39 protein-coding genes are annotated in these 26996 nt (G+C 59.8%); 8 read left to right on the top strand and 31 right to left on the bottom strand.

All coding sequences use genetic code 11. The annotated features are described in order from the left end of the window. Nucleotides 1-10: 10 nt before the first annotated feature. The 4 genes from MEFOE_RS05610 to MEFOE_RS13970 form a co-directional block, all read right to left on the bottom strand. Nucleotides 11-1030: an ABC transporter permease gene (locus tag MEFOE_RS05610; protein ID WP_067049490.1), complete on the bottom strand. Its 1020-nt coding sequence runs from the start codon at nucleotides 1028-1030 to the stop codon at nucleotides 11-13. Between the two features lie 9 nt (nucleotides 1031-1039). Continuing rightward, on the bottom strand, nucleotides 1040-2002 hold the full coding sequence (locus tag MEFOE_RS05605) for a PepSY domain-containing protein (RefSeq protein WP_067049488.1): 963 nt from the start codon (nucleotides 2000-2002) through the stop codon (nucleotides 1040-1042). A 146-nt stretch (nucleotides 2003-2148) separates the two neighbouring features. Then, nucleotides 2149-2676 (bottom strand): hypothetical protein, encoded by a 528-nt coding sequence (locus tag MEFOE_RS05600; protein WP_067049485.1) that lies wholly within the window; start codon nucleotides 2674-2676, stop codon nucleotides 2149-2151. Nucleotides 2677-2882: 206 nt separating this feature from the next. Further along, entirely contained in the window at nucleotides 2883-3038 is a 156-nt protein-coding gene (locus tag MEFOE_RS13970; protein ID WP_160329495.1) for a hypothetical protein, read from the bottom strand. Here MEFOE_RS13970 and MEFOE_RS05595 point away from each other — a divergent pair. Next, entirely contained in the window at nucleotides 3037-3816 is a 780-nt protein-coding gene (locus MEFOE_RS05595; RefSeq protein WP_067049482.1) for a winged helix-turn-helix transcriptional regulator, read from the top strand. The genes MEFOE_RS13970 and MEFOE_RS05595 overlap by 2 nt on opposite strands. Before the next feature lie 4 nt (nucleotides 3817-3820). Here MEFOE_RS05595 and rsmA read toward each other — a convergent pair whose 3' ends face one another. From rsmA to MEFOE_RS05495, 21 genes are all read right to left on the bottom strand, one after another. Beyond that, nucleotides 3821-4597: a 16S rRNA (adenine(1518)-N(6)/adenine(1519)-N(6))-dimethyltransferase RsmA gene (rsmA, locus tag MEFOE_RS05590; RefSeq protein ID WP_067049473.1), complete on the bottom strand. Its 777-nt coding sequence runs from the start codon at nucleotides 4595-4597 to the stop codon at nucleotides 3821-3823. Then, nucleotides 4594-5157, bottom strand: a complete 564-nt coding sequence (locus MEFOE_RS05585; protein ID WP_067049470.1) for a DUF655 domain-containing protein — start codon at nucleotides 5155-5157, stop codon at nucleotides 4594-4596. The genes rsmA and MEFOE_RS05585 overlap by 4 nt, the downstream gene beginning before the upstream one ends. Nucleotides 5158-5166: 9 nt before the next feature. Next, nucleotides 5167-5517: an RNA polymerase Rpb4 family protein gene (locus MEFOE_RS05580; RefSeq protein WP_067053033.1), complete on the bottom strand. Its 351-nt coding sequence runs from the start codon at nucleotides 5515-5517 to the stop codon at nucleotides 5167-5169. Nucleotides 5518-5536: 19 nt separating this feature from the next. Beyond that, nucleotides 5537-5830, bottom strand: coding sequence for a 50S ribosomal protein L21e (locus MEFOE_RS05575; protein WP_067049467.1), 294 nt, complete (start codon nucleotides 5828-5830; stop codon nucleotides 5537-5539). Further along, on the bottom strand, nucleotides 5817-7064 hold the full coding sequence (locus MEFOE_RS05570) for a tRNA pseudouridine(54/55) synthase Pus10 (RefSeq protein ID WP_067049464.1): 1248 nt from the start codon (nucleotides 7062-7064) through the stop codon (nucleotides 5817-5819). Before MEFOE_RS05570 ends, MEFOE_RS05575 begins: the two co-directional genes overlap by 14 nt. Next, nucleotides 7055-7630, bottom strand: a complete 576-nt coding sequence (gene trmY / locus MEFOE_RS05565; RefSeq protein WP_067049461.1) for a tRNA (pseudouridine(54)-N(1))-methyltransferase TrmY — start codon at nucleotides 7628-7630, stop codon at nucleotides 7055-7057. Before trmY ends, MEFOE_RS05570 begins: the two co-directional genes overlap by 10 nt. Further along, nucleotides 7631-8947 (bottom strand): signal recognition particle protein Srp54, encoded by a 1317-nt coding sequence (locus MEFOE_RS05560; protein ID WP_067049459.1) that lies wholly within the window; start codon nucleotides 8945-8947, stop codon nucleotides 7631-7633. Then, nucleotides 8947-10071 carry a signal recognition particle-docking protein FtsY gene (ftsY, locus tag MEFOE_RS05555; protein WP_067049456.1) on the bottom strand — a complete coding sequence of 375 codons (1125 nt, stop codon included), beginning with the start codon at nucleotides 10069-10071 and terminating at the stop codon, nucleotides 8947-8949. Before ftsY ends, MEFOE_RS05560 begins: the two co-directional genes overlap by 1 nt. 5 nt (nucleotides 10072-10076) lie before the next feature. Then, the gene (gene pfdA / locus MEFOE_RS05550; RefSeq protein WP_067053030.1) at nucleotides 10077-10511 is read right to left on the bottom strand and encodes a prefoldin subunit alpha; all 435 of its coding nucleotides are present in this window, start codon (nucleotides 10509-10511) and stop codon (nucleotides 10077-10079) included. Nucleotides 10512-10515: 4 nt separating this feature from the next. Continuing rightward, on the bottom strand, nucleotides 10516-10698 hold the full coding sequence (gene rpl18a, locus MEFOE_RS05545) for a 50S ribosomal protein L18Ae (protein ID WP_328585442.1): 183 nt from the start codon (nucleotides 10696-10698) through the stop codon (nucleotides 10516-10518). A gap of 12 nt (nucleotides 10699-10710) precedes the next feature. Next, nucleotides 10711-11376, bottom strand: a complete 666-nt coding sequence (locus MEFOE_RS05540; RefSeq protein WP_067049442.1) for a translation initiation factor IF-6 — start codon at nucleotides 11374-11376, stop codon at nucleotides 10711-10713. Nucleotide 11377: 1 nt separating this feature from the next. Next, nucleotides 11378-11641, bottom strand: coding sequence for a 50S ribosomal protein L31e (locus MEFOE_RS05535; protein WP_067049439.1), 264 nt, complete (start codon nucleotides 11639-11641; stop codon nucleotides 11378-11380). Between the two features lie 4 nt (nucleotides 11642-11645). Next, the gene (locus MEFOE_RS13320) at nucleotides 11646-11798 is read right to left on the bottom strand and encodes a 50S ribosomal protein L39e (protein ID WP_083523350.1); all 153 of its coding nucleotides are present in this window, start codon (nucleotides 11796-11798) and stop codon (nucleotides 11646-11648) included. Between the two features lie 16 nt (nucleotides 11799-11814). After that, complete coding sequence (locus MEFOE_RS05530) at nucleotides 11815-12405, bottom strand: DUF7411 family protein (RefSeq protein ID WP_067049436.1); 591 nt, start codon at nucleotides 12403-12405, stop codon at nucleotides 11815-11817. Further along, a complete protein-coding gene (locus tag MEFOE_RS05525) occupies nucleotides 12406-12735 on the bottom strand; it encodes a DNA-binding protein (protein WP_067053027.1) in 330 nt (109 codons plus the stop codon). Between the two features lie 17 nt (nucleotides 12736-12752). Further along, nucleotides 12753-13202 carry a 30S ribosomal protein S19e gene (locus MEFOE_RS05520; protein ID WP_067049433.1) on the bottom strand — a complete coding sequence of 150 codons (450 nt, stop codon included), beginning with the start codon at nucleotides 13200-13202 and terminating at the stop codon, nucleotides 12753-12755. Between the two features lie 137 nt (nucleotides 13203-13339). After that, nucleotides 13340-13576 carry a YhbY family RNA-binding protein gene (locus tag MEFOE_RS05515; RefSeq protein WP_328585459.1) on the bottom strand — a complete coding sequence of 79 codons (237 nt, stop codon included), beginning with the start codon at nucleotides 13574-13576 and terminating at the stop codon, nucleotides 13340-13342. 1 nt (nucleotide 13577) lies between these two features. Beyond that, nucleotides 13578-13901, bottom strand: a complete 324-nt coding sequence (locus MEFOE_RS05510; RefSeq protein WP_067053024.1) for a ribonuclease P protein component 4 — start codon at nucleotides 13899-13901, stop codon at nucleotides 13578-13580. 34 nt (nucleotides 13902-13935) lie between these two features. After that, nucleotides 13936-14556, bottom strand: a complete 621-nt coding sequence (gene purN / locus MEFOE_RS05505) for a phosphoribosylglycinamide formyltransferase (protein WP_067049427.1) — start codon at nucleotides 14554-14556, stop codon at nucleotides 13936-13938. Between the two features lie 25 nt (nucleotides 14557-14581). Further along, the gene (locus MEFOE_RS05500; protein WP_067053021.1) at nucleotides 14582-15856 is read right to left on the bottom strand and encodes a hemolysin family protein; all 1275 of its coding nucleotides are present in this window, start codon (nucleotides 15854-15856) and stop codon (nucleotides 14582-14584) included. Between the two features lie 94 nt (nucleotides 15857-15950). Continuing rightward, a complete protein-coding gene (locus tag MEFOE_RS05495; RefSeq protein WP_067049424.1) occupies nucleotides 15951-16772 on the bottom strand; it encodes a sugar phosphate isomerase/epimerase family protein in 822 nt (273 codons plus the stop codon). A gap of 38 nt (nucleotides 16773-16810) precedes the next feature. Here MEFOE_RS05495 and xseA point away from each other — a divergent pair, with 38 nt between their 5' ends. Both xseA and xseB read left to right on the top strand, forming a co-directional pair. After that, the gene (gene xseA / locus MEFOE_RS05490) at nucleotides 16811-18031 is read left to right on the top strand and encodes an exodeoxyribonuclease VII large subunit (protein ID WP_067049422.1); all 1221 of its coding nucleotides are present in this window, start codon (nucleotides 16811-16813) and stop codon (nucleotides 18029-18031) included. After that, nucleotides 18015-18197, top strand: coding sequence for an exodeoxyribonuclease VII small subunit (gene xseB / locus MEFOE_RS05485; protein WP_067049419.1), 183 nt, complete (start codon nucleotides 18015-18017; stop codon nucleotides 18195-18197). Before xseA ends, xseB begins: the two co-directional genes overlap by 17 nt. A gap of 406 nt (nucleotides 18198-18603) precedes the next feature. On the opposite strand, the gene MEFOE_RS05480 is transcribed toward xseB, so the two are convergent. Beyond that, nucleotides 18604-19032: a DUF371 domain-containing protein gene (locus MEFOE_RS05480; protein ID WP_067049417.1), complete on the bottom strand. Its 429-nt coding sequence runs from the start codon at nucleotides 19030-19032 to the stop codon at nucleotides 18604-18606. 33 nt (nucleotides 19033-19065) lie between these two features. Between MEFOE_RS05480 and MEFOE_RS05475 the strand changes: the two genes are divergently transcribed. Next, complete coding sequence (locus tag MEFOE_RS05475; RefSeq protein ID WP_067049415.1) at nucleotides 19066-19638, top strand: HVO_0476 family zinc finger protein; 573 nt, start codon at nucleotides 19066-19068, stop codon at nucleotides 19636-19638. A 399-nt stretch (nucleotides 19639-20037) separates the two neighbouring features. Here MEFOE_RS05475 and MEFOE_RS05470 read toward each other — a convergent pair whose 3' ends face one another. Continuing rightward, a complete protein-coding gene (locus tag MEFOE_RS05470) occupies nucleotides 20038-20298 on the bottom strand; it encodes a thioredoxin family protein (protein ID WP_067049413.1) in 261 nt (86 codons plus the stop codon). A 41-nt stretch (nucleotides 20299-20339) separates the two neighbouring features. Then, entirely contained in the window at nucleotides 20340-21050 is a 711-nt protein-coding gene (locus MEFOE_RS05465; RefSeq protein ID WP_067049410.1) for a hypothetical protein, read from the bottom strand. A 124-nt stretch (nucleotides 21051-21174) separates the two neighbouring features. Between MEFOE_RS05465 and MEFOE_RS05460 the strand changes: the two genes are divergently transcribed. Both MEFOE_RS05460 and MEFOE_RS05455 read left to right on the top strand, forming a co-directional pair. After that, the gene (locus tag MEFOE_RS05460; RefSeq protein WP_067049407.1) at nucleotides 21175-21639 is read left to right on the top strand and encodes an Hsp20/alpha crystallin family protein; all 465 of its coding nucleotides are present in this window, start codon (nucleotides 21175-21177) and stop codon (nucleotides 21637-21639) included. 79 nt (nucleotides 21640-21718) lie between these two features. Then, nucleotides 21719-22507, top strand: a complete 789-nt coding sequence (locus MEFOE_RS05455) for a CBS domain-containing ParB/RepB/Spo0J family partition protein (RefSeq protein ID WP_067049404.1) — start codon at nucleotides 21719-21721, stop codon at nucleotides 22505-22507. A 459-nt stretch (nucleotides 22508-22966) separates the two neighbouring features. Here the strand turns inward: MEFOE_RS05455 and MEFOE_RS05450 are convergent, their stop codons facing one another. After that, on the bottom strand, nucleotides 22967-24130 hold the full coding sequence (locus tag MEFOE_RS05450) for a sugar phosphate nucleotidyltransferase (RefSeq protein ID WP_235809571.1): 1164 nt from the start codon (nucleotides 24128-24130) through the stop codon (nucleotides 22967-22969). A 95-nt stretch (nucleotides 24131-24225) separates the two neighbouring features. Between MEFOE_RS05450 and MEFOE_RS05445 the strand changes: the two genes are divergently transcribed. Both MEFOE_RS05445 and MEFOE_RS05440 read left to right on the top strand, forming a co-directional pair. Beyond that, nucleotides 24226-24720: a YkgJ family cysteine cluster protein gene (locus MEFOE_RS05445; protein ID WP_067049398.1), complete on the top strand. Its 495-nt coding sequence runs from the start codon at nucleotides 24226-24228 to the stop codon at nucleotides 24718-24720. Between the two features lies 1 nt (nucleotide 24721). Beyond that, entirely contained in the window at nucleotides 24722-24976 is a 255-nt protein-coding gene (locus MEFOE_RS05440; protein ID WP_067049396.1) for a hypothetical protein, read from the top strand. 16 nt (nucleotides 24977-24992) lie between these two features. Here the strand turns inward: MEFOE_RS05440 and MEFOE_RS05435 are convergent, their stop codons facing one another. Beyond that, nucleotides 24993-25340 carry a type II secretion system protein E gene (locus MEFOE_RS05435; protein WP_067049393.1) on the bottom strand — a complete coding sequence of 116 codons (348 nt, stop codon included), beginning with the start codon at nucleotides 25338-25340 and terminating at the stop codon, nucleotides 24993-24995. 65 nt (nucleotides 25341-25405) lie between these two features. Then, nucleotides 25406-26857: a cobyric acid synthase gene (locus MEFOE_RS05430; RefSeq protein ID WP_067049390.1), complete on the bottom strand. Its 1452-nt coding sequence runs from the start codon at nucleotides 26855-26857 to the stop codon at nucleotides 25406-25408. Nucleotides 26858-26996: the final 139 nt, after the last annotated feature.

Here is a 26996-nt window from a genome sequence, read left to right as displayed (position 1 = left end):
AGTGCTCTTCTCACCTGAGATCAAGCCTCTGGAAGCGGATATAGGCATAACCGAGGAAGATGGCCGGGACGAGGAGGAGTGCCACTATGTTCTTCCAGAGGTGGCCGAGGACCTCGGTGTAATCGGGTTCGCTGTCGGGTCGGTAATAGTCGGGATCGTCGGGGGGGCTGTGCATGATCAGATACTTGTTTGGCTGGGTGACAGCCCGGGTGATCTCGTTGTAGTTGATCTCGGGCGAGAAGAGGTGGACAGTCTGGACGACGGCGTCCCTCATCCCATGCTGCCGCCGCCACTCTTCCTGGTAGGCGTACCACTTTTCCATATCGGAGTCGTCGGCAACGGTCGGTTCTTCCGGTCCATCCCCGACAACGGCGTCGGCGGCGGCGACCCCGGCAGCGGGCAGGACGAGGGAGAGGAGGAAGAAGACAATGAAGGCATACATCAGCGCCTCCCCGCTCCGATCGGCGACGACCGACATGGCAAGGGCGATCGCAAAGCACCCGGCAAGATAGAGGAGGGTCGCTACCCCGAAGATGACGATCATTCCGCACTCTCCGGGGAGAGGGACATGACTGGAGATGAGGAGAAGGGAGAGGGTAATGCCCATGGCAAGCACGGTCGCAAGGGCAAGCGTCGCCACGCCGCCGAGGGCCTTGCCGGTGATCACCTCGTCCCGGTACACCGGGTGGGAGAGGAGCACCTTCAGGGAGTGATCCTCCTTCTCGCGGGAGAAGAGGTCGAAACCGACGGCGATGCCAAGCACCGCACCGAGGAGGGAGACAGTCTGCCCCATCCTGAAGAAGACGTCCAGAACTGTCGGTTTCACCAGCCAGAAGGGAGAGACACCGGTGGTGCCGAAGGTCAGCATCTTTGAGTAAGAGTTAAGGGCGGTATGGTAACTCTGAATGCCCTGCAGGGCGCCGATGAAGGCGATGATGAGGAACATGCCGAGGACGAGGAGGAAACGCCGCCCCCGCAGGGTGTCGGCGAACTCCTTCCTGGCAATGATGAGAATGCGTCCCGTCTCCATGATCTCCCCTCAGGTCGCATCCGGCCGGTAATAGCAGGAAAGCACGTCGCCGGTGTGGGCATCGATATCTGCGTAGGTGTAATGCGGGCATGTGAGAGAATGGTAGTGGTCGTCGTCGAAAGAGATCTGCCAGATCAGCGGGACACCATCCGGATAGTCGGGGTACGCCCGCGGGACGGCCCACCTGAGGCCGGTTTCATGGATGGTCAGGCCGGGAAGGTCGCCGTAGGTCTCCTGAAGATATTTTTTCAGTACCTCTTCGGCCTGTGCAGACGATACCGACGGATCCGTTGCGACGCGGCACGCCTCCTCGTCTGTCTCCCTGTCAATGCTGAACTGGCGGATCTCCCCGGTGACCGCATCGACCTCGACGGTATGGCCATCGGTAGCGGAGGGCACGCTGTGAATGAGACGGCCGTACCTGATGAAGTACGTCCCGGCAACTTTTCCGGTGAGCGGCGACTCTTCGGCATCATATCTTTTCACCAGCAGTTCCAGAGGTTCCCCGTCGCTCCGGTTCCCGATATACCTCTCTGCAATCGTACATGCCTCCTCCATCGTGATGGCAGGGTCGACCGGTCTCCCCTGTTTCCCGGCATGAACGGCAAACTGATAGATCTCGCCGGTGTTGGCGTCGACCCAGACCTGGGCGTTCCGTGTGCCCGGCATGCCGAGATCGGCGCTGAAGTCGTCGACCTGCCAGGAGCGCCGGGAATGGGGTTGGTCGATGAGCCTGAATTCAGCCGTGTCGACCCCGATGATCGCGGGGAAGGCGGCGATGGCGATCGCCTTCGCCTCATCTCCGGTGATCCCGGTCGCGTTCGCGATGGGAGTCGTCGCCGGGATGTCGGTAGTGGGAGGATTTGGAGGCGGTATGGGGTTTCCCGCACCTGAAAGGCCGGGGACCGCGATAAGGATAAGGGCAAGGACTGCACAGATTATGATAAGAATCCCTATAATTTTTTTGCTCATTTTCTCTCTCTCCGGAAATACTCATTAATTTGCCATAATTTTGAAAAATGGGTAAATTTGGATCTGGTTCAAGTAACCAATGTAAATTCCTTTTTTTATCCTGCTCCTGTGTTTGTCCATAAGTAGGGCAGCGACCTTCGCGTTGGTCAATAGATGAGGTCGTTGCTTCTGTAAGTTGCATAATGGTTAGGATTTATGGTCTCCGCCGTGGCAAAAGCATAGTATGTGCCGCTTGGAGGGTGGGATGCGAGGTTTTCCTGTGGCTCGACGTAATTTGTGTTATACAGACTATATGCAGTCTGCTGTACTTTTTGACCAGTTCTCTTGTCTATCAGTTTGACCACGACTTCCATGTGATATGCAGTTCCCGATGCTCTTCCCCATCCCCCATACCTGATCCAGTTCGGTTCACCGGAGAGATATGCGTAACAGTTGAGGAAATCATCGCCGCTTCTGTCAATCCCGATGGAGAGTACGGGATCTGAGGACAGAATCCCATCATTCGCACTTGCGGGAACGAAAACAAGGCTTGCAAGCAGCAGTGTCGCCAGTGCAAAGCCTAGACCATGTTCTGTTTTCATGTTCAACACCTCTTTTTCATCTCCCGGAAAGAGCAACAGATCGCAACGGCTATCTCTGATGACATCCAACAACCCGATCGCCTCCGGGTACACGAGGGGCCGGGCGCCGTGTGCAGAACGAACAGCTCGACACCTCGCGGGACACCTTTTCAGGCATCCACGACCCAGAATATCTCTGTCGTTATATATGTCTGTTCTGTGCAGATCGTCTACGCGTCGGGGGAACCGTACGCCCCGCACACCCGTGCCGTCCCACAAGAGGGGTCCGACCCCGCAAAAAAAAGAAAATTTTCTGATCCTTACCTGTTCCCCCACGTCTCCAGCGCCTGCGCCAGTTCGTAGCGGTCCTTCGCGAACTCCTCCGCCGACGCACCGGGTGTCGGAGGAAGATGACCCGCACCCGGCGGGAGCAAAACCGATGGTGTTATCCCGTCGCCTCCCCATCGGTATCGCATGGAGAAGCGCCTCCTTTTTTCCATCCTCGTCCTGTCCTGTATCCTGACCGCACCCCCCGCCGCCGCCCTTGGAGGATACACCGTCACCCCGGCCTATGACATCCCCGACCAGGAGTACCATGACTTCGACGAGATCTCCTTCTCTGATCTCCCTCCCAGGATGATGATCATCGAACTGGCACTCTTTCTCTCACCGGCACTCATCCTTCCGGCGGAGATCCTCTCCTCACTCTTTCTCGTCTCGTGCCTCGGGTTTCACCGGGTCACCAGGCAGACCATCCTCGACCATAAAGAAAGACGTGAACTCTATGAACTGATCCGGGGCAATCCGGGAATATCCCTTTCCACTCTTCGAGAAAAGACAGGACTGAATGACGGGACGGCACGCTACCACCTCGGACTCCTGAACCTCCACGGTATGATCGTCTGCCGCTCCTATCACGGGTCCAGGTACTACTATGCCAGGAACAAAGACTACGGCAGAATGGAGGCGGCCCTCCTCACCTACCTCCACACTGAAAACGCCCGCGTGATCCTCGACCTCCTCTCCCGAGACGACGACCTCTCGCACCACGACCTGATGGCGGCGACCGGCACCGCAAGTCCGACCATATCCTGGCAGATGAAACGCCTCATCGCCGACGGGGTCGTCGCGTCGTACCGCGAAGAAAAAAAGACGAAGTACCTCCTCACCCCCGCCGCCGTGGAGGCCCTCGGGACTGCGAGGAGGGAGGCGGACCAGAGGACGACACCGGAGTCCGGGCCCGTCCCCGGATGACGACTCACTCTTCAGGCACGCAGAGATTCGCGATCATCGCGAACACCATCAGGGACAACTCCTCCGGCCGCATCGAGAGGATCTCCTCAGGGAGTTCGCTGACCGCCCTCTCCACGTTCTCCGCACCCAGGGCGGCACGGCCGCCGCGAAGACCATTCCGCACCGTCTTCCGCCGGTGGGAGAAAAGTTCCCGCACCACGTCCGCATACACCCGCCTGTCCGCGATGAAGTACGGGGGCTCGTGCGGCGTGAGGCGGACCACCGTCGAAGCGACCTGCGGCGGCGGGGAGAAAGCCCCGGGCTTGAGGTTGAAGCAGAGTTCCACGTCGGCGTACGTCTGGACCATCACCGAGAGACGCCCGCACTCTGGCGTCCCGACCCGCGCCGCCATCCTCTCGGCAAACTCCCGCTGGTACATCAGCACCGCAGACTCGAAACCCGCGTCAAGGAGGCGGAATGTGATCGGGGACGACGCAGAATAGGGAAGATTCGCAACGACGATATCAAAGGACGGATACGGGATCTTCACGGCGTCGCCGTGAACCAGTTCAAACCGGCCAGACGCCATCTCCACGGCAAAACGGGAGGACAAATCCTCGACCAGAGCGCCGTCGAGTTCGATTGCAACGACACTCGCCCCGGCCGAAAGAAGTTCGGCGGTCAGCACCCCCTCGCCAGGCCCGATCTCGAGCACCCGCCGTCCGGAAACAGGAGCGAGGGCGACGATCCGCCTGACTGCCCGCGGGTCGGTGAGGAAATGCTGGTCGTGCCGGGCCTTCATTTTGCCGTAAAGAGACGGTACTTCACCTCAGGGTCCTCGAGCTCCTCGAGCACCCGTCCGACGATCAGCTTCACCGGGCCTGGCAGGGACTTGATCCGGAGAGAGATATCTTCGAAGCTCTCAAAGGGCTTCTTCTCCCTTTCCTGAATAAGTTCCCACATCAGTTTCTTTCCGACGCCCGGCAACAGGTGGAACATGTGGAGCTTCGGCGTGATCGGGACGGCCGTATTGAAGAACGTAACGAAACGTGCCTCGTTCGCCTTCACGATCGTCTCGATAGCAAAGGGGAGTTCGAGTCGGGCCATGTTCGTCAGATCGGATAACCCGATCCGGCGTTTCACCCGCTCGACCTTGTCCCGCGCCTCGTCCCCGATATAGACCGTATCATGGATCTGGATATCGGTGCCCTTCTTCGGGATCAGTTCAAGGAGCTTGAACTGGTCGGTCCCGACCGCCTGCACGATAGGATCGCGCTTGAAGACCGGTTTCGGGTCGTCAGCACGTCCCTGAAGAAGTACATCCACAACTACTGCGTAGATCTCCTTTTTCTCAGCCTTCATAGAAACCCCTCAGAGGTGGGTGATCACCATCTCCAGAATAGCATCGAGTTCCTCGCCGGTGAGCGTGTACCGCTCTTTGGCGTAGATCGCCCTCAACTCGTCCCTTGACTGGGGCATGATATTGGCGATCCGGTAGGCGATGTCGGGTTTCATCTTCTCAAGGGAGAGAAGGGAGTCCACCAGGGCACGGGACTGTTCCGCTGTCGTCTTGGAAAGGTGATTGGCATGCTCAATGCTCTGGCGGAGTTCATAGGACATCTCCTGCCCTGCCTCACGGCGCTTTGCGTCAACCCGAGAGAGTTGATCCCTCATATCAGGGAGGGTGACCCGCTCTTCGCTGATAACTCCTTTAACCTTCATGCCAATCACTCGTGCAGATTTATTGCCTCTGAGGCTTTAGATGTTGTGGTCTCGAAATTACAATCTTCGTTGCATTTCCGTCCGGGATCTCGACAAGCCATGCACGACCGCGCTGGCCGATAACGGTGCCGGTCTTCCCGTGGAACCTGCGGTGGGGCATTCCTTTCTGGATGCTCGGTTCACAGACAATGTGGACCTTCTGCCCCATCTCGAACTTCTGGATCACTGCCGTGAGAGGGACCAGACCGCGGCGTCTGAGATCCTTCTTAAACTTATACCGTGTCTTCTTCCTTGGACCGTTATGATGTGCCATTGCATTCACCACTCCCTGGTTCTTCCACCAGCACTACATCGAGGCTGGTTACATGAGCGTCTTTGCCCAGGATCCCGGCAAGACTGGGATTCGTCCGCCCGCTGTCGCCCGAGACCAGTTCCTTGATATACAGTCCGGCCTCGCCGACGACCTCGATGACAAACCTGCCATCCTGCATCCCGGGCGACTGGATGTCGATCACCTGGCGATCCCGGATCAGATCGGCCCTCCGGTGTGCAACCCTTTGTGGGGTGCGCTGGTGGATCACTGCCCCGTTCAACAGGACAAGTGCGGATCTGAGTTCGTCTATGGAGATCTCTCCACCGACCTCAACGAGAATCCTGTATTTTTTATGCGCTTTGTTCGATTTAAGGGTTTCCACTTCGGAGTGAGAACTCCATCCGGTCAGTTTCACCCCGACGCGGTCTTCGGCATACCGGTTGATCTCGGCCTCGAGTTCGGAGAGATCCACGTCTCTCTTCCGGGGGTTCATCATTTCCATCACGAAAGGACGACCGCTCCCGATCATCCGGGCATCGATGTCCTCCCGTCCGGCACCGTGGAGGACTGCGTTCTCGGCATCAAATGCCTCCATCGCGCTCTTCCCGATGAGTTCCTCGACCGAGTCGGCGTACATCTTCCCGGTGAAATTACACCTCTCGCAGCCCTTGCCGCCACAGACCCGGCAGTCCCAGTGCGTCTGCGGGATGCCCCGTTCGTACTTGAAGTACCGGCCCCGGAAATAGACCGGGTTGATCTCGATCTCCACCCTGTCTTCTGCAAGGTTCAGGATGGCGACGACGTCGGGGCGCTTGAAGTCGACGACTTTTCCGTTCAGCGCCGAGACCGCCTTTCCGACCTCCCGGTTCGCCTCTGACTTCAGGGGCTCGGGATCGGCGAGGGAGAGGTCGCTCCAGACCATCTCCTCGCTCTCGGCCATGAGGGGGGGCACACGTGTCCCCACAAGGAAAGTGGTGTGCTCGGTCCCCTCCACAGCCGCAACGACCCGGTCGGCCCAGAGGTCGACATGATCGAAAAGCCTTCCGCAGACCCAGCACTCGTCAGGTTCTCCGGCAAAAGGCTCGTTCTTCACCAGGGCATATGCCGTCCGCAGGGCATGCCCCCGTTCATTATTAGACAGCCCGAACGAGCGTTTCCCGAAGAAACGCCCGAGGCAATGGTCACAGATCGGGCCATACTCAAGGATCGCCCCGACCGTCTCGATCAGATCCATCCTCTTTCTCTCCTGTCCTGTTCGTTCTGCAGGACCACAATCGCCTGGTCGGCATGGAGGACGGCAGGGCCAAGGGAGTACGCCGGCAACCCTGCTATCGCCCCCTGTTCTTCGTCGGTAAAGTTCAGGTGGTCGGAGAGGAGGAAGGTGTCGGGAAGGGACGAAACCTTCCGCACGTCCTCTCCCCCCTCGTCGAGCACCGCGCACCCACACCCGGCGAGCACCCCGGCAAGACCTCCCTTGCGCACCGAGACCCCGGGAGTGGACTCCCGGAAGACGGTGCCGCATGGGAGGGCAAGGGCCTTCCTGATGAGACCGGCAATGTTCCGCTCGTCGGGGCTGAGATTTCTCATGCCGTCGCCTGAAAAACAGATCGTCTTTGGCGCCTTCGGCGCCCCGAGGAGGACAAGCCAGCACTCTACGTCTTTCCTCATCCCGTGGGAGAGGCAAAGAGACGCTGCCACGCACCGGCAGAGTTCGTCCATCCTGCCGGCGCCCGGCAGGTCATTCAAAGAAAAGTCAGGGTCGGTGCACGCGAGATGACCGACCACCACAAAACGTCTCATCTACTGCATCTTCCCGAAGCGCTTCATCATGCGCTGCATGGAGAACTTGCTCCCCCGCATACCCTTCAACGCCTTCTGCATGGTCCGATAATATTTCAGGAGTTCACGCACGTCATCGGGAGAGACGCCGGCGCCACGGGAGATCCTCTGGACATGCGACCCCGAGATGACCTGGGGGTCTTCGAGTTCGACATTCGTCATCGAGTCCATGATCACCTTGTACCGGTCCATCTTGGTCGAGGTGACGTCATAGGCGTCGTCGGGGATCTGGAGGCCGCCGAGAGGGAGCATGGACATCACCTGCTTGAGGGGCCCCATCTTGTTCACCGCCTCAAGTTGCTTGTACATGTCCCTCAGGGTGAACTTGCCCCGCAGCATGGCGTTGACGTCCATCTCTTCGTCAGCCATCACTTCCTCGGCCTTCTCGGCCAAGGCCTTCAGGTCGCCCATGCCGAGGAGACGGGAGATGAATCCGTCAGGCTCGAAGCGTTCGAGGTCGTCGATCGTCTCGCCGGCGCCGATGAACACGATCCCGCTCTTCGTTTCCGAGACCGCGGAGAGGGCGCCGCCGCCTTTGGCCGTGCCGTCCATCTTCGTGATCAGCACGCCGTCGATCCCGATAGCCTCGTTGAAACGGCGCGCCTGTTCGGACGCCTGCTGACCGAGAGCAGCGTCGATGACAAGCCAGCGGTGTTCGGGCCGTGCGATCTCGTTGATATTGACGATCTCCTCGATCAGTTCGTCCTCAAGGGCGTGGCGCCCCTGGGTATCGATGATCACGACCTGCGCCCCGGCAAAGTACTTTATCCCCTCGCGGACGATCTTCAGGGCGTCCGTCTCGTCCGGGTCCCCGAAGATCGGGACATTGATCTTCCCGGCAAGGGTGGCGAGCTGCTTGTAGGCACCGGGCCTGAAGGTATCGGCGCAGACCAGCCCGACCTTGAGACCCTTCCTCTGGAAATAGCGGGCGAGTTTCGCGGTCGTTGTGGTCTTGCCGCTCCCCTGTAGACCGGCCATAAGGATTGTCTGCGGGACAAGTTCCACCTTCCCGGCCCCGCCCATCAGGCCGACCAGTTCCTGGTAGACGATCCGCAGGACGTGCTCACGCACGTTCATCCCTTTCGGCGGCTCTTCTTCGAGGGCACGCGTCTTGATCGACTGGGAGAGCTGCATCACGAGCTTGACATTCACGTCTGCCTGCAGCAGGGCGCGCTGGAGACTCCGCACCAGCTCCTCCACCGCCGCACGGTCGACGACCGTCTTGCCTGCAATCTTCTTCAACGCGTCTTTCAGGGATGAACTGAGCGAGTCTAACATTATTTTTCCACTCCAAGGAGTTCGTCCACGACAGTCGCCGGACGGAAGGGCACGATGTCGCCGTACGCCTGGCCGGTACCCAGGAAGAGGATCGGTTTCCCGATCGTCTGGGCGATCGAGATGGCCGCACCGCCCCGCGAGTCCATGTCGGCCTTTGTGAGCATCACAGCGTCGGTCCCGACGAGGTCGTTGAAGTCCTTCGCCCTGACGACGGCATCGTTCCCGGCAACCGCCTCGTCAACGTAGACGACGAGGTCAGGCTTCACCACCCGGCGGATCTTGTCGAGCTGGTTCATCAGGTTCTTCCTGTTATGGAACCTCCCGGCCGTATCGCCGAGCACCACGTCGATCCCATGGGCCTTTGCATAGTCCACCGTGTCGAAGAGGACAGCCGCAGGGTCGGATCCTTCCTGATGGTGGATCACCTTGACGTTCAGCCTCCGGCCGTGCTCCGCGATCTGCTCGATCGCACCGGCCCGGAAGGTGTCGCCAGCACCGAGGACGACCGAATAACCATTCTCCATCAGGTGATGGGCCATCTTCGCGATTGACGTCGTCTTGCCGGTGCCGTTCACGCCGGTCACCAGGATTTTTACCGGCTTTTCGTGGCTGTCAATGTAAGCAGGGAGATCGAAACCGTCCCCGAGCACCCGGAGGAGTGCCCCGCGAAGAGCCGTGCTGACGATCTCGTCCACGGAGGTGCCGATCTTTCGGTGCTTCCCGACGAGGTCCTCGCGCATAGAGGCGAGGATCGCGTCAGAGACCTCCAGGGCGACATCGTTCTCCAGGAGGACCATTTCAAGGTCGGTCAGAGGTTCCTCAATGTCCTTCTCAGAAACGACGAGTTCGCGCTCGATCACCAGAGACTTGAAACGGGAGACCAGTCCTTCAGGCTTCTTCGATTCGACCGGGACGATTTTGACCGGTACGGGGACGGCCTTTTCAGGCTCGACCGGGGCCCTCGGGGCCTCCGGCAAAACAGGCTTTAATACAGTTTCGGGCTGCGGTGCAGGGATTGCTACCAGCTTCTCCACTTCCCGCACATCAGGGCCGGCCGCATCCCCGATGGATTTCCCGAACTTCTCCCTGATGCCCTGTAATTTGTTCTTGAGGCCCTCAAACATGGGGATTACCTGCCCGGAGCCGGTTGCTGCTGGCGATAGGCGGCGTCGAGCCGGGCGGCGAGGTCGTTCATCTGTGCCCGGATCTTCTCGATCGTCTCGGAAAGTTTCTTTTCAGAGGCTTCGAGCTCGCGAGCCCGGTCTTCAAGATAGGATACGGCCCCGGCAGAACTCCGCCCGACCGTCACCCCTGCCCCAATGGCGACGAGCACGCTGTCAGGGTCAGGCACCTGCACCCTGACGCTGACACCGCCGCCGAGGGGGAGAAGAACCGTACCGTCCTCCGCACTACCCAGGGACTGGAGGGTCTCGACCGCTGCGAGGGACTCAAGTCTCTGCTGCTCCAGCATCTCCAGCTGGCGGGCAAAGACCTCTGCCTGCTGTCCATACTCGTTCAGATAATACTGGAGCGACTGCAGCTCCCGCGGGTCGGCCTCATCCATATTTTTACTCACCTACTACCGTAACGCCCTTGATTGAGATATAATTTCTCTTCAGGCGGTGTTTGCTGCCAATATCAGTGAAGACATGTTCCCGGGCAACATCCTCATTCGGGGCCGAGACCACCTTCGTGAAGGGCTGCCAGGAGTCGCCGATCAGGCAGGCACCTGTGATTTCATAACTCTGCATAGCCATTATACATCACTCCAGAAAGCCAAAAACTTCCTCAATTCTTCCAAGCTCAAAACCGGTGGTCTCAAGCCCGGCAATATACCCCTTGCTGTTCGCAAGGACGCCGGTCCCCACAAGGCCACCGCCCATGTTGACGGTCCCGGCCCCGATCTGGAGGCCTTCCGCACATTCAACAAGACGGGCAACCTCGGTGTCGCTGCTCCGCGCATGGATGAGCACACCCTTGTTCGTGGCGACTGCCGCCATCCCGACGGTCTTGATCCCGCCGAAGGTGAGGCGCCTGACCGGCACGCCGAGGAACGTCCCGACCGCCTCAGCCTCCTCGATCGACATCTCGGGGTGCACCGCCGCGAACTGGTCGTTCGCGAGGATCACATTCCCGGCTGCATTCATCGAGGTCCCGAGGGTCATCACCTCGCCGTGCTCCTCCAGGACGGCACGTTCGTCCTCGGTCACAAGACCGCTGACCACCATGCCGTTCGAGTTCCCGGCAAGGAGCGAGCCGATGATCGAAGACCCCTGAATGGTTGTCCTGACAACGTCGACGTCGAGCGCCTCGGCTATGCCCGCCACAAATGCGTCGGGTGCGGTGGGCGGCACGACGGCGAACTCCTCAAAGGCCCGCGCAAAGACACCGATATGGGGATCTGCGGCAAAGGCGATCGTTCTTTGCATTTCAATCCTCAGCGAGTTCGGCCTGAACCTGGCCGTCCTCGAACTTCATGGCACGGATACGGATCTGCGCCGGAGGCTTCTGGCTGCCGTGCTCCCAGACCTTCTCGTTGATGCTGCTGTCAAGCCTGACGTTCTCACTCTTCATGTGACGGACCAGGTACGCCCTGATGTCCTTCACCGCAACATTGCAGCGCTTCCACCGGGGAGCGCGTCTGGTGCTGCGAAGAGGGACAACATAGATCTGCTCTTTTAAGACTTCGACCATGTCTCTACACCTTCAGCGTGCTTCTTCTCCACATGCGCCTCTTCGGGTGGGATACCACCTGGCGCTTCGTCCGAATCATCACCCATGCAGGAACGCGCCGGTTCTGCATGCACGCCTTAGCCAGCCGAATTTTCCGGCCTTTTGATACCTTGCTCATGGTTATCACCAATCTCTCAGGTGCCGGTCGCACCAACAACAAGGGACTGCCCGTGGTGCGCGGGGAAAAGCCCCGCACACGGGTGCCCCATGCGCTCAATGGCGGCCCTGATCTCGTACTCGTAGTCCCCGTTCTCGAGGGTGCCCGTCTCGCCGTTCGTGACGATAAGGTATCGTCCGGCAAGACGCTGCACCTCGGTCTTCCCATATCCGAGGAGGGGTCGGACATAAGAACACCCATACCGGTCCGCGATGCGGAGAACATCGCTCTTCGTCAGCATCGGCACCCGGTCGTTGAGCCGCGTGCCGTCTCCGACCACCCCGTACTCCTGCGCAAGGGCCTCGACGGCCCGCCGGTGCACAGCGGTGATGGCGTCGTTCGGGTAGCCCGAGGCGAGCACCATGCGCGCCGCCTCGTCACGATATTCCAGGCCGAACGACCTTTTGTGCCAGGGAAAGCCGAGCGCACGGGCTGCCGCCTCGACCGACGGCAGCTCACGCTCAGGGTCGAAGACAAAGGTATTGAGTTCGACCTCGTAGTCCCTCGCGAGCATCAGAGCCGCGAGGGCACTGTCCTTTCCTCCGCTGAAGAGAAGACCGGCTTTCATCTATTTTCGTGTGATGCGAAACTCTTTTTTCGGCGGGGCGACCTGCACCAGCAGTGCCTTGAATTGCTCGTCCGTGATCTTCTGCCGGATCCGGCCGCTCTGGGCAAGCATCACAAGTTGCTGCTCGATCGCACGGGCAAACTCAGGTTTGGTGAGTTTGATCGTGTTCAGCCGTTCCCGCGCTTCAGGTTCCAGGATCTGCATGAGCGCAAGCTGCATCTCTGATTCAGCTCTTTTCTGGCGCTCCATATCCTCCTGCTGTTCGGCAGACTGCCGCTGGAGCTGCTCCATTCTCTTGCGTCTGATCTCAGAGAGTTCATCGTCACCCATCAGCATCCCTCACCGCATCAGTAGCGCGCCAGCTCGGGTGCAGCTTCGGTCGCCGCGGCCCGGAGACCGTGCGCGACGCCGTCCATAAAGGCACGGCCCTGTGCCGAAATCTGCCGGCCGCCTTTGACCTTCTCGACAAAACCTGCAGCTTCGAGCTGCTGGAGTGCCTTTCTCGGGATGGACCCGCTTCCCTTCCGGAACTGGCTCGGGTTCGAGCCGCGGTCCCGGTTTCCACCATATGCGCTTCTCAGTCTCTCAACGCCGACCGGACCGTCGATATAGATCCGGCGAAGAACGGATGCGACCCTCGTGTACCACCAGTCAGGGTCCTCGGGAGGCATCTCCTTGTGGATCCCGGTCTTGACGACTGCTGCCCATTCAGGTGGCTGGATAACAGGGAGCTCCTTAAGATCGCGAGCAGCCTGCGGAATGAGCATCTCAGCCGGGATGTCATATACAGTTGTCATTGGTTAACCTCACTGTAACGATCGATGTTACCAGTCTTTATCTATTTGCCATGGATGTTTTTATATATTTCGAGCGGGAAATCCCCGGAGTTTTCCGGCGATCAAACCGGAAACCCGGGAGAAAAGGAGGGACCGGATCAGCGGCCCTGGCTCCCGCCACGGCCCCGTTCGGCAAGCACAATCGTTCGCCCGCGCACACCCACCAGGTCGACCCGGGCGAGACGTGCGAGTTCCACGGGGTCCACATCGGTGCTGCGGAGCCACTTGATCTTGATGTACTTCCGCTCCTTCAACTGGAGCCTGATCTCCTCAATGAGAGTCTCCGAATAGCCATTTTTGCCGATCCAGACAGTCGGCTTGAGTTCCTGGAACAGTTCATTCTTTTCGATGTCTCTTCACCACCGGATACCTTTTCTGATGGCCGCATACAAGGCAGGTGACGATCACCTTCCCGCGCTGCACTCGCACCCTGGCATTGGCGCCCGGGACGAGGTAGGCAGAACACCGCCTGCAGAACCGGTGCCGCAAGTCCCGCGGGATCGAGATACGCTGGCGCATTGCAATCTGGCGGGCGAGCGCCACATACCGGTTTGCAAAGGCCGGGTCTGATCCGAAGGTTTCACTGGCAAGGGCAAAGAGGCGGGCGATCCGCTCCTCCGCGATCCGTTTTGTGCCTGAGGTGCGGGATTTCCATCGCATGGCCATCGTATAGAACCAGATTGATCGCACAAACTCAAAGAGCCTTGGGCGGCGGCAGGATCCTGACATGCCGTCCTTCGACCTGGATACGGTCGTCGCAGAGGAGGGACACGGCCCGGGGAAGGACGCGGTGCTCCTCGACCAGGATCCTGCCCGCAAGGGTATCCTCGTCGTCGCCGTCAAGGACAGGGACACAGGCCTGGATGATGATAGGCCCGCTGTCCAGACCTGTGTCGACGAAGTGGACCGTGCACCCGGCAACTTTCACGCCGTACTCGATTGCCTGTCTCTGCGCGTGGAGGCCGGTGAAACTGGGGAGGAGGGCAGGGTGGATATTGATCATCCTCCCTGCAAAGGCCTCCACGATAGCGTCGCCGACGATGCGCATGTAGCCTGCAAGCACAAAGATGTCGGCGCCGCAGTCCTGCATTGCCGCAAGCAGGTCGACCTCGTAGGCCTGTTTCGAGGGGTACGAGGCGTAGTCGAGGACTGTCACCGGGATGCCGGCCTGTTCCGCGCGGATGATCGCGTAGGCGCCGGGTTTGTCGGTGATCAGCCTGACGCACCCGGCCCTGATCGTACCGGCACAGATTGCGTCGAGGACGGCCTGGAAGTTGGAGCCCCTCCCTGATGCCAGCACTGCAATGCGCTTCATGCTCACACGTCGGCGCGGGGAGGTATTAACGATTCTCTCCCTCCTCTGCCGCGGGAGGCGGGAGGATCAGTTTGACCTTCACGATCCGCCGTCCACGCATCTGCATCACCGCAATGGTGACGCCGCTCGCCAGTTTTACGACCTCGCCGCGGAGAGGTATGTGGCCGAGGATGGTGAAGAGGAGGCCGCCAAGAGTCTCATACGACTCTCCGACCGGGAGACTCGTGCCGAGTTCCTCGTTGAGGTGTTCGACCCAGACCTGCGCGTCCACCATATAGACGCCTTCGCCGAGTTTCTGGATAGAGGGTTCCTCTTCGTCGAACTCGTCAAGGATCTCGCCGACAAGTTCTTCGAGGATGTCCTCGACGGTGACGACACCGGCAAAACCGCCGTATTCGTCCATGACGATGGCCATGTGGACCTTCCGGAGCTGCATCTCCTTGAGGAGGTCGTCGATCATCTTGCTCTCCGGGACAAAGTAGGCGTCGTGCATCAGTTCCTTGATCGTGACGACCTCTTTTTTGGAGAACTCGGCAGCAAAGACATCCTTGATGTTAAGGACACCGACGATGTTGTCGATCTGGTCGTGGTACACGGGTAAGCGCGAGAGGCCGGTCTCGTTGAAGAGGGTGATCGCGTTCTCCAGGGAACTGACGCCCTCAATCAGCACGACGTCCATGCGGGGAGTCATGATCTCGCGGGCGGTCGTCTCACCGAACCTGAAGACAGAGTAGAGCATCTGCCGCTCCTCCTCCTCGATCATCCCTTCTTCTTCGCCGACATCGATCCATTCCTTGATCTCCTCCTCGGTGATCGCGGGTTCGGCGAGGCCTGCACCCGGGGAAAAACGGGCGCTCAGCCGATCGTAGAACCAGAGGATGGGGAGGAGAAGTTTCGTGAGGAAGAGGATTATCGGGGCGGCAAAGAGGGCCAGTTTCTCGGTGTACCTCGACGCATAGGTCTTCGGCCCGATCTCGCCGAAGACAAGCATGAGGATGACGACAAAACCGGTGGCGATCCCGACGCCGGCGTTCCCGAAGCGTTCGATGGCGATCGCAGTCGCAATCGAGGCTGCGGCGACGTTGACGACATTGTTGCCGATGAGAATGGCGATCAGGATGTGGTCCGGGAATTCCTTCAGGCGTGCAAGAGCGTCGGCGCCCTTTTTCCCCTCATTAACGAGGGTGCGGACTTTTGCCCGCGTGATCGATATAAGGGCGACTTCAGAACTGGAGAAAAAACCCGAAAGGGCGAGACATGCGATGAATAAGCCACTTAATATGATTTCATCGGGTGTCATCGCTGCCACGCCGGTGTACGGCTCATTATCCAACTATCGTTCATAAATGTAGTACTATAGGGTGATATGTACTGTGAGTTCTTAAAACCAGCGTTCAGGGGAGACAGCACTCAAGAAACTCTTTTTCCTGCCGTAAAACGGTGATCTTCTCCTCGATAGAGAGCTGATGCAAAAAATTCCTGTCCTCGATCTCGAGGGTGAGGCACCCGTCGTAACCCGCAGCGGCAAGGGCCCTGACAACGTCCCGCGCATACCTGTTCCCGGCGACAGGGAGGTGCATCTTCCGACCGTCTGCAATGCTCAGGTGGACGTTAGCAAGTCGGTCGCCACAGAAGCCGATGTACTGCCCGACAACGGCGGGCGAGACGGCCATGGCGTGTGAGATGTCGAGGGTGAAGGAGAGCCAGGGGTTGGCGTCGAGGACTTCCCGCATCTCTTCGGGGGTGCTGAGGAGGGAGTTGATCGTCTGTTCCATGTTCTCGATCGCGACCCTGATTCCTGTCCTTTCCGCGGCATCCCGCAGGCGCGCGAGATAGGTCCTGAAGTGCTCGTAGTCATAGGCGCTCGGGCGCCTCTTCGCGGTCCGGCGGCCGGGGTGGACGGTGAGCACCTCCGCACCGATGGCACGGGCGAGGTCGACGGCCTCGACGGCGTACTGCTGGGAGGCAGCGGCGACGCGGGGGTTGATGGAGCAGGGGTTGAGGTCGAGGACAGGGGCATGGACGGTGATCGGCGCAAGGGCCGGGTAGGCCCTGACCGCGGCCTCCAGGTCGGCGAAGGGCAGGCCACGCAGCCAGAAGTGCGGGGTCTCGACCCAGAACTCGATGCCGGTGAGGCCTGCTTCCTCGACAGAGGCGAAGATCTCGTCGAGGGGGTATTCATGGAAGAACATGCTTGAGACAGCGAGGCGACCCATGACATGTTCTTATAGGTCCTCGACCCACGATAAAAACAATGGATCCGGGGCTGGACGGAGTGCGAGGCGTCCTTGAGATCACGGCGATCATCAGGGACGCCCTCGACCTCCCGGTGCTGGCCGGGTGCTGGGTGCGGGGAGAGGTGACGAACTACACCCATGCCTCCTCAGGCCACCGCTATTTTTCGCTCTCCGAGGTGAGGGGTGGGAAGAGTGCGGTCATCGGCGCGGTGATGTTCCGGGGGAGCGCACGGGCGCTCGCCTTTGAACCGGCGAACGGGATGGACGTCATCGCCTACGGCCACGTGGGCCTGTACGAACCGCAGGGGAAGTACCAGTTCTATGTGGAGGACATGCGACTCGCAGGGGAAGGGGAGAAGCACCTCCTCGTCGAGCACTGGAAGAGGGATCTCGCAGCCGAGGGGCTCTTTGCGGCTGCACGGAAGAGAGGGATCCCGCCCTTCCCCCGGCGTGTCGCCGTCGTCACCTCACCGTCGGGCGCGGTCCTCCACGACATCGAAAATGTCCTCGCCCGGCGGTACCCTGTCGAGATTCTCCTCTCGCCGACGACGGTGCAGGGGGAGACAGCCCATCTTGAGATCGCAGAGGCGATCAGGCGGGCCGACGGTCTCGCCGACGTGCTGATCGTCGCCAGAGGGGGCGGGAGTTTCGAGGACCTCTTCCCCTTCAACAGGCCTGAGGTGGTGCGGGCGATCGCAACGTGTACGACGCCGGTGATCAGTGCGGTGGGCCATGAGGTGGACGTGACTCTTGCCGACCTTGCGGCCGACCTGCGGGCACCGACGCCTTCGGCCGCCGCGGAACTTGCCGCGCCCGACCGTGCCGAACTCCGGGCCGGCCTCGGGAAGGACAGACAGAGGTTGCAGGACGCCGCCCTCGGGAAGGTCGACCGCTGTCGTGCCGACCTCGATGCCCTCTCCCTGCGGTTCAGGCCCGAACGTCTCCGCCGGCGCACCGAGGAGGGGAGGCAGCAGATTGCAGACCTGGAGGAGCGGATGAGGCGGGGCTATCAGGGGCGGACAGGGCGAGAACACCTCGTCCTCTCCGGGCTTGCGGCCCGCCTGGTGGCGTCAGACCCCCTCTCACCGGTGCGCCGCGGCTATGTGCTGGTGAGGAGGGATGGGGAGGTGGTGCGCTCGGTAGAGGGCATCGCCCCTGGCGACCGCCTGGACCTGAGATTTGCCGATGGGACATGTACCGTCATCACAGAGCGTGTGAGCCATGACAGAGACGTATGAAGAACTCCTGAACGAACTGAAAGAAACGATAAAAAAGATCGAGGACAACTCGACGAGCCTCGAGGAGAGCATCGCCCTGTACGAGCGCGGCGAGGATCTGATCCGCCGCTGCGAACGCCTCCTCGAAGAGGCCGAGATGAAGATCACGGAATTGACTGAAGGGTAGGGAGGAGGGCGGGTCGGGAAAAGTTCTGTTCTGGTGTGCCTGTGCGGGGGACTAACTCGAAGACTTCGGTTTCTTGACCTCACTTCGTTCGGACCTCGAAGGTCTTCGACCTTCTCGACTCCCTTCAGTCGTTCCCGCTCAGGATAGGTCGGGCTATGGTAATCTCCTTATTTGGAGAGCAAGAACGAACAGGAGATCCTGAGAGGGAGATTTCTATCTATCCCCAATCCTGAGCGGGGGTCCAGGGGCGTAGTCCGCCGGGGGCTGTTGCCCCCGGACCCCCCCTTGCGATTGGCCCGGGGAAGAGCGAAAAGGAGATCCCGAGGAGGGAGATAGCCCTACCACGAACCTGAATTTCAGGGTTTGACCGAAGTGAATCAAGAAACCGGAGTTTTCGTTGTAGTCACTACTCAGGGACGGATGCCTCGATCTCGACGACGAGTTCGGCACCGGCGGCAAGGGCGGCGACGAGTCGCCTGTCGATCGATCCCGCGACGGTGTCTGACCCGACGGCCACGGTCCTGCCGCAGGCGAAGGTGCTCCGCCGCCAGACAAGGTCGGCAGGATGGTCGAGAGAAAAGGCGGCGCTGCCGTGAGACCTGACGACGACCTCGACCCCCCCGGCACAGAGACGGGTGGTCACCTCGGCACGGTCGTCGGTAAGCAGGGCCTTCAGTGCGGGGTCGAGATCGGCAGCGCCTTTGTCGGCAGATACCCCGATAATACAGTCGCCGGCCGGCGAAAGGTCGGCCTCCTTCGTCACCTCAAAAGTGGTGCGGTGGAGGGCCCGCACATTGACGTGCCCGAAACAGTGGATAGTGTCCTGCGCCTTCATCCTTTAATAATGGTGTACCCTTATTCTATTGAAATGTACATCACCACCTATTGTCCGCAGTGCGAGGATGAAACCGATCATGACCTCCTCAAGGAGGCGGGCGACCTCCTGGTGCGCTGCACCGTCTGCGGGGCCGTTCATCATGTTCCCATACCCATAGAAAAGACCTTCTCGGTGAAGGCGATCGTGAGCCGCGAGCAGGAGTCAGAGGTCTGCACCGTCGAACTCCTCGAAGAGGATGTCTGTTCTGTCGGCGATTACCTCGTCGCCGAGTGCGGCGAGGAAGGCGTCTCGGTTGAGGTGACGGCGATCGAGGTGGGAGAAAGGCGGGTCATAAAGGCCCAGGCGCCGGAGATCACCGCACTCTGGACGCGTGCGATCGAGGAGGTCGTGGTCAGGGTGTCGGTCCACGACAAGGCCAAGACCCTCCCCCTCTACAAAAAGTGCGACGGCGAGGAGTTCTTCGCCGTTGATGAGGTCTATACCTTCGGCAAGATAAAGTTCCGTATTTCCCACATCAAACTGCGTGACGGGCCCGTCCTCAGAAAGGAAGGCTGGAAGACGGTTGCAAAAAAGATCAAGCGGATCTACGGATACCGGGTGTGAGGGCAGGGGGCGGGGGTACCGCCCTGTCCGCACACCTTTCACATCGTTTTTTGAGAGACTTTTTTTTGGTTGGGGAGAATTCCCGTTCTGGAGTGCACGTGCTGGGGGACTGCCATGAAGACTTTCAGGCCTTTGCTGGTCAAGCGATAGCGAGTTCGAGAAACCGGAGGTTTCTCTGTAGTCCCCCGGCACAGGCTTCAGGTCCTGCAAAACCCTTACAACCGCCAGCCCCAAATCAGACCCCCAGGGGGCCTTAGCCCCCTGGACCCCCACAATCAGGATAGGGTTGGGGATGGGAGAGCAGGGGCCTGAAGGTGGATAGGGGGAGAATACGAAGAACTCGTAGGCTGCGACGACAATTCGCTGCGAACGGTCCTCCACACCCGATCCGCACTGTTCTCACCGATACTTCCCTATCGCCTCTCCGAGAGTCTCGGTGTGGACGACGCCCTCGAACCGTTCTTTGACCTCGCCGTCCACGATGACGAGGATGGTGGGGGTCACGGTGAGGGCGTATGTCTGGATGTCCTCGGGATGCATGACGGCGTCACGTTCCTCGATCGTCACCCCGAAGGTGCGCTCGACCTCGCGGTTGATCGGTTCCTGCTCCATGCACCCCATACAGCCTTCCTGAAAGTAGCAGAGGATAGTCAGTGCCATGGGCAAAAGAAGAGAGCGTGGGTATAAATACCCACCGGGAATCACGCGGAGGCGATCGACCTGACCGTCACGTCGGCCGTGGCATAGGTGAAGTCAACTGTCAGGTTTTCGTTATTCTTCTCAGTGACCTTCCCGATACGGAGGTACGATATCGAAGACTCCGGGTCGGTGAAGACCGTCGCGTTCTTCGTGATCGTCATCTGCCTGATGAAGCGGTCACCGACATTGACCTCGGAGAAGTTCAGGCCCAGACGGTCAGACTCGTTCGCCCCAACAGTGATGGAGGAGGACTCGGTGTTGATCGGGATCTTTTTCGTCTCCAGCTCGTGCATGCCGAGAATACCCTTGTTAAGGGCGGCCATCTCCCAGGGGAGGATGCCGAAGTCGCCCTGTGTGATGCCCGGAACGACTGCCGGCACCGGGTGGATAAAGGTGTCTTCCGAGGACTCAGCCCCGCCGACGAGGCTCATCGGGGAGGTGAGGAAGACGGCCCGCTTCTTTGCATACTCATCGGCCTGGATCTGCTGGCTCGTCGTAAGGACCGGAATGCCCGCGTCATCGCGGATGGTGCAGTCGACCAGGACAGAATCTCCAGGTTGTACGCTCTTGAACGCGCTCATTGCCGGGACGGCATACGAAGCCACCATGAGGAAGGCAAAGAGCACACCGAAGACCAGCATCGCGATCTGGGTCTTCGTTCTCTTCCCGGAATCTTTCTCTTCCGGGGTGCGCGTCTTTGGTTTGCTGACCATTATGTACTCAATCGTATCCCCAGGCCATAAAGGACGCTGTCGGCACACCATAGAGAATGTATAAATATAACAGATACTAACGAGAGGTTAGCACCACACAGAGGGTGCAAGGAGAAAAGAAAATATGGCACAGAAACGTGGATTTTACTCATTCTGGAGAGATTTCGACGAGGTGATGAACGAGATGCGGGCAGAGATGGAGGGACGCTTCCAGTCCCTTATCGCCGAGTCGGCACCGGCCCGCGCCCTCCCCATGCTCAGGGGGGAAGGGCCGAGGGTGGACGTCTATGCTCACGAAGACGAGGTGATCGTCGTCGCGGACCTCCCGGGCACCGAGAAGGAGAACATCACGCTGCGGCTCATCAACCCGCGGCTCCTTGAGATTGCAGCCGTCCAGAAGGAAGAGAGGGAGGGCGGTGAGGAGGGATATGTCATGCGGGAGCGTTTCTACGGGACCATGAAAAGGGTGGTATCTCTTCCGGTCGAGGTCAGGGAGGAAAGCGCGAGCGCCACCTTCAAGAACGGCGTCCTCGAGGTCCGCTTCAAGAAGGCGGAGGTCGAGAAGGGTGCGGTCATCCCGATCGAGTAACCGCCAATTCTCCCCCTTTTTTTCGTAAACACTATATATCACCGAATCCTTGATGTAGCCCTGGTTACAAGAGATGTTAATGGATAAAAAGCGGGTCAAGGATTACATGACCTATGATGTCGTCACCGTCGGCGCCAACGAAACGGCCAAGGACGTCATCGACAAGATCCAGAAGACCAAACACGACGGTTTCCCGGTCGTCAACGATAAAAAAGAGGTCGTGGGCTATATCTCCGCACGGGACCTCCTGACGATCCATCCGGGAACGCCGGTCGAGCGGGTCATGAGCCGCCATCTCATCGTTGCCGACCCGGAGATGAGCGTCAACGACGCCGCCCGCGTGATCTTCAGGTCAGGGATCCAGAAACTCCCGGTGGTGGACGAGAACAACCACCTGATCGGGATCATCTCGAATGCCGACGTGATCAGATCCCAGATCGAGCATGTCTCCCCGGAAAAGGTCTACAATTTTATGGACACGCTCAGGCGCCTCCACGGCATTGAACCGACCCTGTCGCGGGGTTTCGTCCCCATCGACCAGCTCCTCCCCACCCAGGCGAAGATATACGAGGACGAACTGGAGGGGAGGATATACGAGATCAAGAAGGGCCTGGCCGAACCCCTGATCGTGGTGAAGCGCCCGGGCCGTTACATCCTTGTCGATGGCCACCACCGTGCAATCGCCGCAAAGAGACTTGGGTACAAGACCCTCGACGCCTATATCATCAATGTCACCGAGAATTTTGAGCTCGGCATGGAGAGGACCGCCCACGCCCAGAACCTCAGGACACTCGACGACATCAAGGTCATGGACTATGCCCGTCACCCCCTCGTCGCCGTCACCCACCGCCTGGTGCGGCAGAGTTAGAAGGTCGTCCGGAGAGGACCCGCGTATTCTTTTTTTCAGGCTCTAGAGAAACCCTCATTCTCGGGTCGATATGTTCTTGGTGATCCCATGATCTCCATCAGGGACACCGATCAACCGCTTTTCCCTCAAAACAGGATTTTCATCCGATGCAGGAAATCAAATCCTGCAAAGTTCTTATGACTGCCATCCCATAATCAGACGCCGGGGGTTTCACCCCCGGACCCCCTGCCATCAGGATAGAGTGGGGGATGGGAGAGCGCGGGAAAGAAGGTGGATCGAGAGAGGAGAGTACGAAGAACAGGTGGGTCCCTACAGCAATACCCTGCCTATCCTGCACCGGAGGGTCGGGGGGAGGTAGTCCCCCGGCGCGGGAAACCAATCCACTAACCGTCCCACATTCTCAAAACGGGGACTGCCGCCCATACGACTGCAGCCCCATCAAAAAAAAGGTGAGGCCCCTCACGACCCCTCATAGCGCACGTCATATTTGTCGTTGAGGACATGCTCCTTGACGACAGACCCGTCGGGCACGATCACCTCGGGCCAGAGGCGAGTCCCGGAGTGGATGGTCACCCTATTCTGGATGACGCTCCGGGGGCCGATGACCGTGTCGTTCTCGATGGAGCACCCGTCACCGACGATGGTTTCATTGTCCAGGATAGCCCCCGAGACTGTGGTTCCATTGCCGATGACGACCTGATTGTAGATGGAGGCAGAGAAGATCTTCGCGTTGCTCTTGATCACGCAGTCCTCCCCGATGCTTGTGTACGGGCCGATGAGGACATTGCTCTCGATGGTTGTCCCCCTACCGATCGAGACCGGGCCGATGATCTGGGAGTTGTTCCCGAGAGAGAGGGAACCGCCGAGGGAGACAGGGCCAACGATCTTCGCACCCTTCACATGGAGGTCGCCGGAGATGTTCGTCGTCGTGATCTCCTGGAGTTTCCAGCGCTCTGCCTGCCGCAGGGACCGCGGGCTGCCCACATCGCTCCAGTTGCCGCGGGCAAGCCAGGCGCGGATGGTCTTCCCCTCACCAAGGAGACGCGGGAAGACGTCCCTCGCGAAGTCCACCTTCTCGCCTGTCGGGATATAGTCGAAGATCTCCGGGCTGCAGACGTACATCCCTGTCGAGGCGAGATTCGAGAAGATCTCGCCTGGGCCGGGCTTCTCTTTGAAGCGCTTGATGCAATAGTTCACGTCGATCTCGGCGATGCCGTACTCCGAGGGGTCGTCGATGGAGATGAGGCCAATGGTGGCGATAGCATCGCGTTTCAGGTGCTCACGGTAGAACTCCAGAAGGTTGAGGTCTGCCACATGGTCGCCGCCGACCACCAGGAAGGGAGCGCCGTCAAGAAACTGCTGGGCGTTCTTGACGCTTCCGGCCGTCCCGAGCTTGATGTCCTCGTGGACATAGGTGATCTCGGCGCCGAAGAGCGAACCGTCGCCGAGGGCCTGCTCGATATCGTCCCCCTTGTAGCCGAGGGTGATGACCATCTCGGTAAAGCCGAGGTTGGCCAGGTGGGTGACGAGATGGGTGATCGAGGGCCGGTTCACGATAGGGATGCAGGGCTTGGGCCGCTCAAAAGTGAGCGGGCGGAGGCGGGTCCCTTCTCCCCCGCACATGATGCAAACCTTCATAGTGAAGAAGAATAGCGCGAAAAACCATTTGAACCTACTGGAAAGGAAAAGGCTATTGGCCGGCCGGGAGAGTACGAGGTATGAGAGAAGAGCCCTTCACCTGCACCCTCTGCGGCAGATGCTGCATGGGCTTCGGGCGCTCTGTCAGGATCCTGCGGCAGACCGGGCCGCAGGAGTTCAGGTGCACCGTCGCGATCACAGGAGAGACATTCACGGCGAGGGTGGAGGACTGCCACCTCCCGGCCTTCAGGCGTCCATCCGTCCAGTGGACCAACCCTGCCGCCTGCCCCTTCCTGAGGGCGGAGAAGGGGACGTACGTCTGCACGGTCCATGCTTCTCGCCCTTCATTCTGCCGGGACTTCGCCTGCTGCAAAATGCGGGTACTGCGCGACGGCGAGTTTGTCGGCGAACTGAAAGGGAGGCTCGACCTCAGGACAGACGACCCGGCGCTGAAGGCCCTGTGGGAGACGGAGGTCGTCCCCCATGCAGGCGATGCCGGGGACGCCTGGCACGCCGCTGCCGACAGGGTGCTCGCGAACGCCGGGTATGTAGCGGAGTGGTACAGGGAGGAGTGAGATGCGGGTGCTGAAGGTCGAAAAAGGGGCGGTCCCCTCCTGCCAGGCAGGGGCGACGCGGACACTGGACAACTGCCGGTTCTGCGTCCACTCAGTACGGTTCTGCGAGGACGGACGATGGGTGATCTCACCGGCACGCGCCTACTGCATGCTGAAGCGAGCGACCGGAGAGGTGAACATGGGGCAGGTGAGCGCCGTGGAGTGCGACGACGACGGCAGCGAGGGCTTCAGGAGCATCATGTCAATCATCAGTTAGTCCTGACGATCATCGGTCACTCTTTTCTTTTCATCAGGTAGTCCCAGATGTTCCTCGTCTGGTACGGGACGCACCTGGCTTCCTTGCAGTAATCCGACTCGATGGTGTGATGGATCAGCCGGAGTTCGTCGCGCATGTGCTGCACGATCTCTTTGAGCCCGTCTATATCGCGCCGGATCTGCATAAACTCCTCGAATGCCCGCTGCTTCTTGATCTCGATCTCTTTGCCGCTCTCAAGGCTTGCAAAGCCCGTCTCAATCAGTTCAAGGATCGCTTCATTCCGTTCGATCGAATGTTTTTTCGCAAAGGCGTCGATGCTATCAAGCATCTCCGGGTCGAGGGTAAAAGAACACCGCATCACCATACTCTCTCACTCCGCAGCCAGTTCTCCGGACACAGTATTGAGAGTACGTTCCCTGCCGGCATAAATCATCGTACCCTCCCGAGAGCAAGCCCGACAATATGGTCCATATCCAGGTGCCTCTCCAGAAGGTCGGCGAGGTCGTCGTACGGGTCTCTGAAAACGTCTTCTTCCTCGATCTCCAGCCCTTTTCTCCCGGCAAGATACGAAAGAAGGGCGGCGGCAGCAGGGGGGCGGGTGAAGATGCCGTGGAGATAGGTTCCAAAAACGAGGCCGTCGTCACTCACCGCACCGTCGCCGTCGAAGGCCTCCCTGCAAACGCCCCTCCGGCTTTCGCCCATGTGGATCTCGTAGCCTTCCACCTCGCCAAACCGGGTGAGGATAGGCGGGACAGGAGCGGCATGGGTCCGTACCTGGCGGGTCGTTTTTCTGTAGGCCGAGAAGGTGGTCGAGACATCGAGGAGGCCGAGCCCCTCTGCCTCGGCAGGTTCTCCCGACTCATAACCGGCATCGGCAAGGTGCGTCCCGAGCATCTGGTACCCGCCGCAGATCCCGATGACTGGCACGCCTGCCGCCCGCATGCGGCATATCTCGTCGGCAGTTCCTGCGGCACGGAGGACGGCAAGGTCGTCAATGGTGTTCTTGGTGCCCGGGAGGATGATGCAATCGTAACCCGCGAGAGATTCGCCCGGCCTGACATAGGTGACCGCGGCATGGCGTTCGAGGAGTTCGAAGTCGGTGAAGTTCGCGATATGGGGAAGCTTGATGACGGCGATCCTGATGGGTTTGTCCCGTGCCTGCTTGTCCTCGATGGAGAGGGAGTCCTCCGAGGCGATGCCTGTATCGGCGTACGGGACGACACCGAGGACCGGGACGCCACAGAGGTCCTCCAGCGCCTTCACCCCGCTTTCGAAGAGAGAAGGGTCTCCCCTGAACTTGTTGACGATGATCCCGGCGACCAGCGGGCGGACGTCCTCGGGGAGGAGCGCCATGGTGCCGAAGGCCTGGGCAAAGACCCCGCCGCGCTCGATGTCAGCGACAAGGAGGATCGGGAGGCGGAGTTCCCGGGCAAGCCGCATATTGGCAATGTCGCGGTCATAGAGGTTGACTTCGGCCGCACCCCCGGCGCCTTCGACGACAACAGTGCCATAGCGCACTTCCAACACCCGAAATGCGTCGACCGCCTGTTTGAGGAGTGCGTCGGTCTCCCGGTAATACTCCCCGATCCGCACGTCCTTATAGGGATGCCCAAAGAGGACGACCTGCGAGATCATGTCACCCTTCGGCTTGAGGAGGACCGGGTTCATCTCCGCGGTGGGTTCGATGCCAGCAGCCCTCGCCTGTTCGGCCTGGGCGATCCCGATCTCGGCGCCGTCGGCCGTCACCCAAGAGTTGAGGCTCATGTTCTGGGACTTAAAAGGGGCGTTCGTAATCCTGCGGTTTCGAAGGGCCCGGCAGAGCCCTGCGACTATCGTGCTCTTACCGACATGGGAAGCGGTCCCGAGGACCATCAGCGACATCGATCTCTGGTTTGTTGTCAGAGCGGATAACAGGTGCGATCAGAAGGGGAGGAGAGCCACATCGGTCACCTCAAAATACATATTCACCGGATGGAAAGGATATTCATGCCAAGAAATATATAACGAGAACTTGAAGGTA

This window comes from Methanofollis ethanolicus (assembly GCF_001571385.1).
GTDB lineage: Archaea > Halobacteriota > Methanomicrobia > Methanomicrobiales > Methanofollaceae > Methanofollis > Methanofollis ethanolicus.
This window is presented reverse-complemented; position numbering and strand designations above follow the sequence as displayed.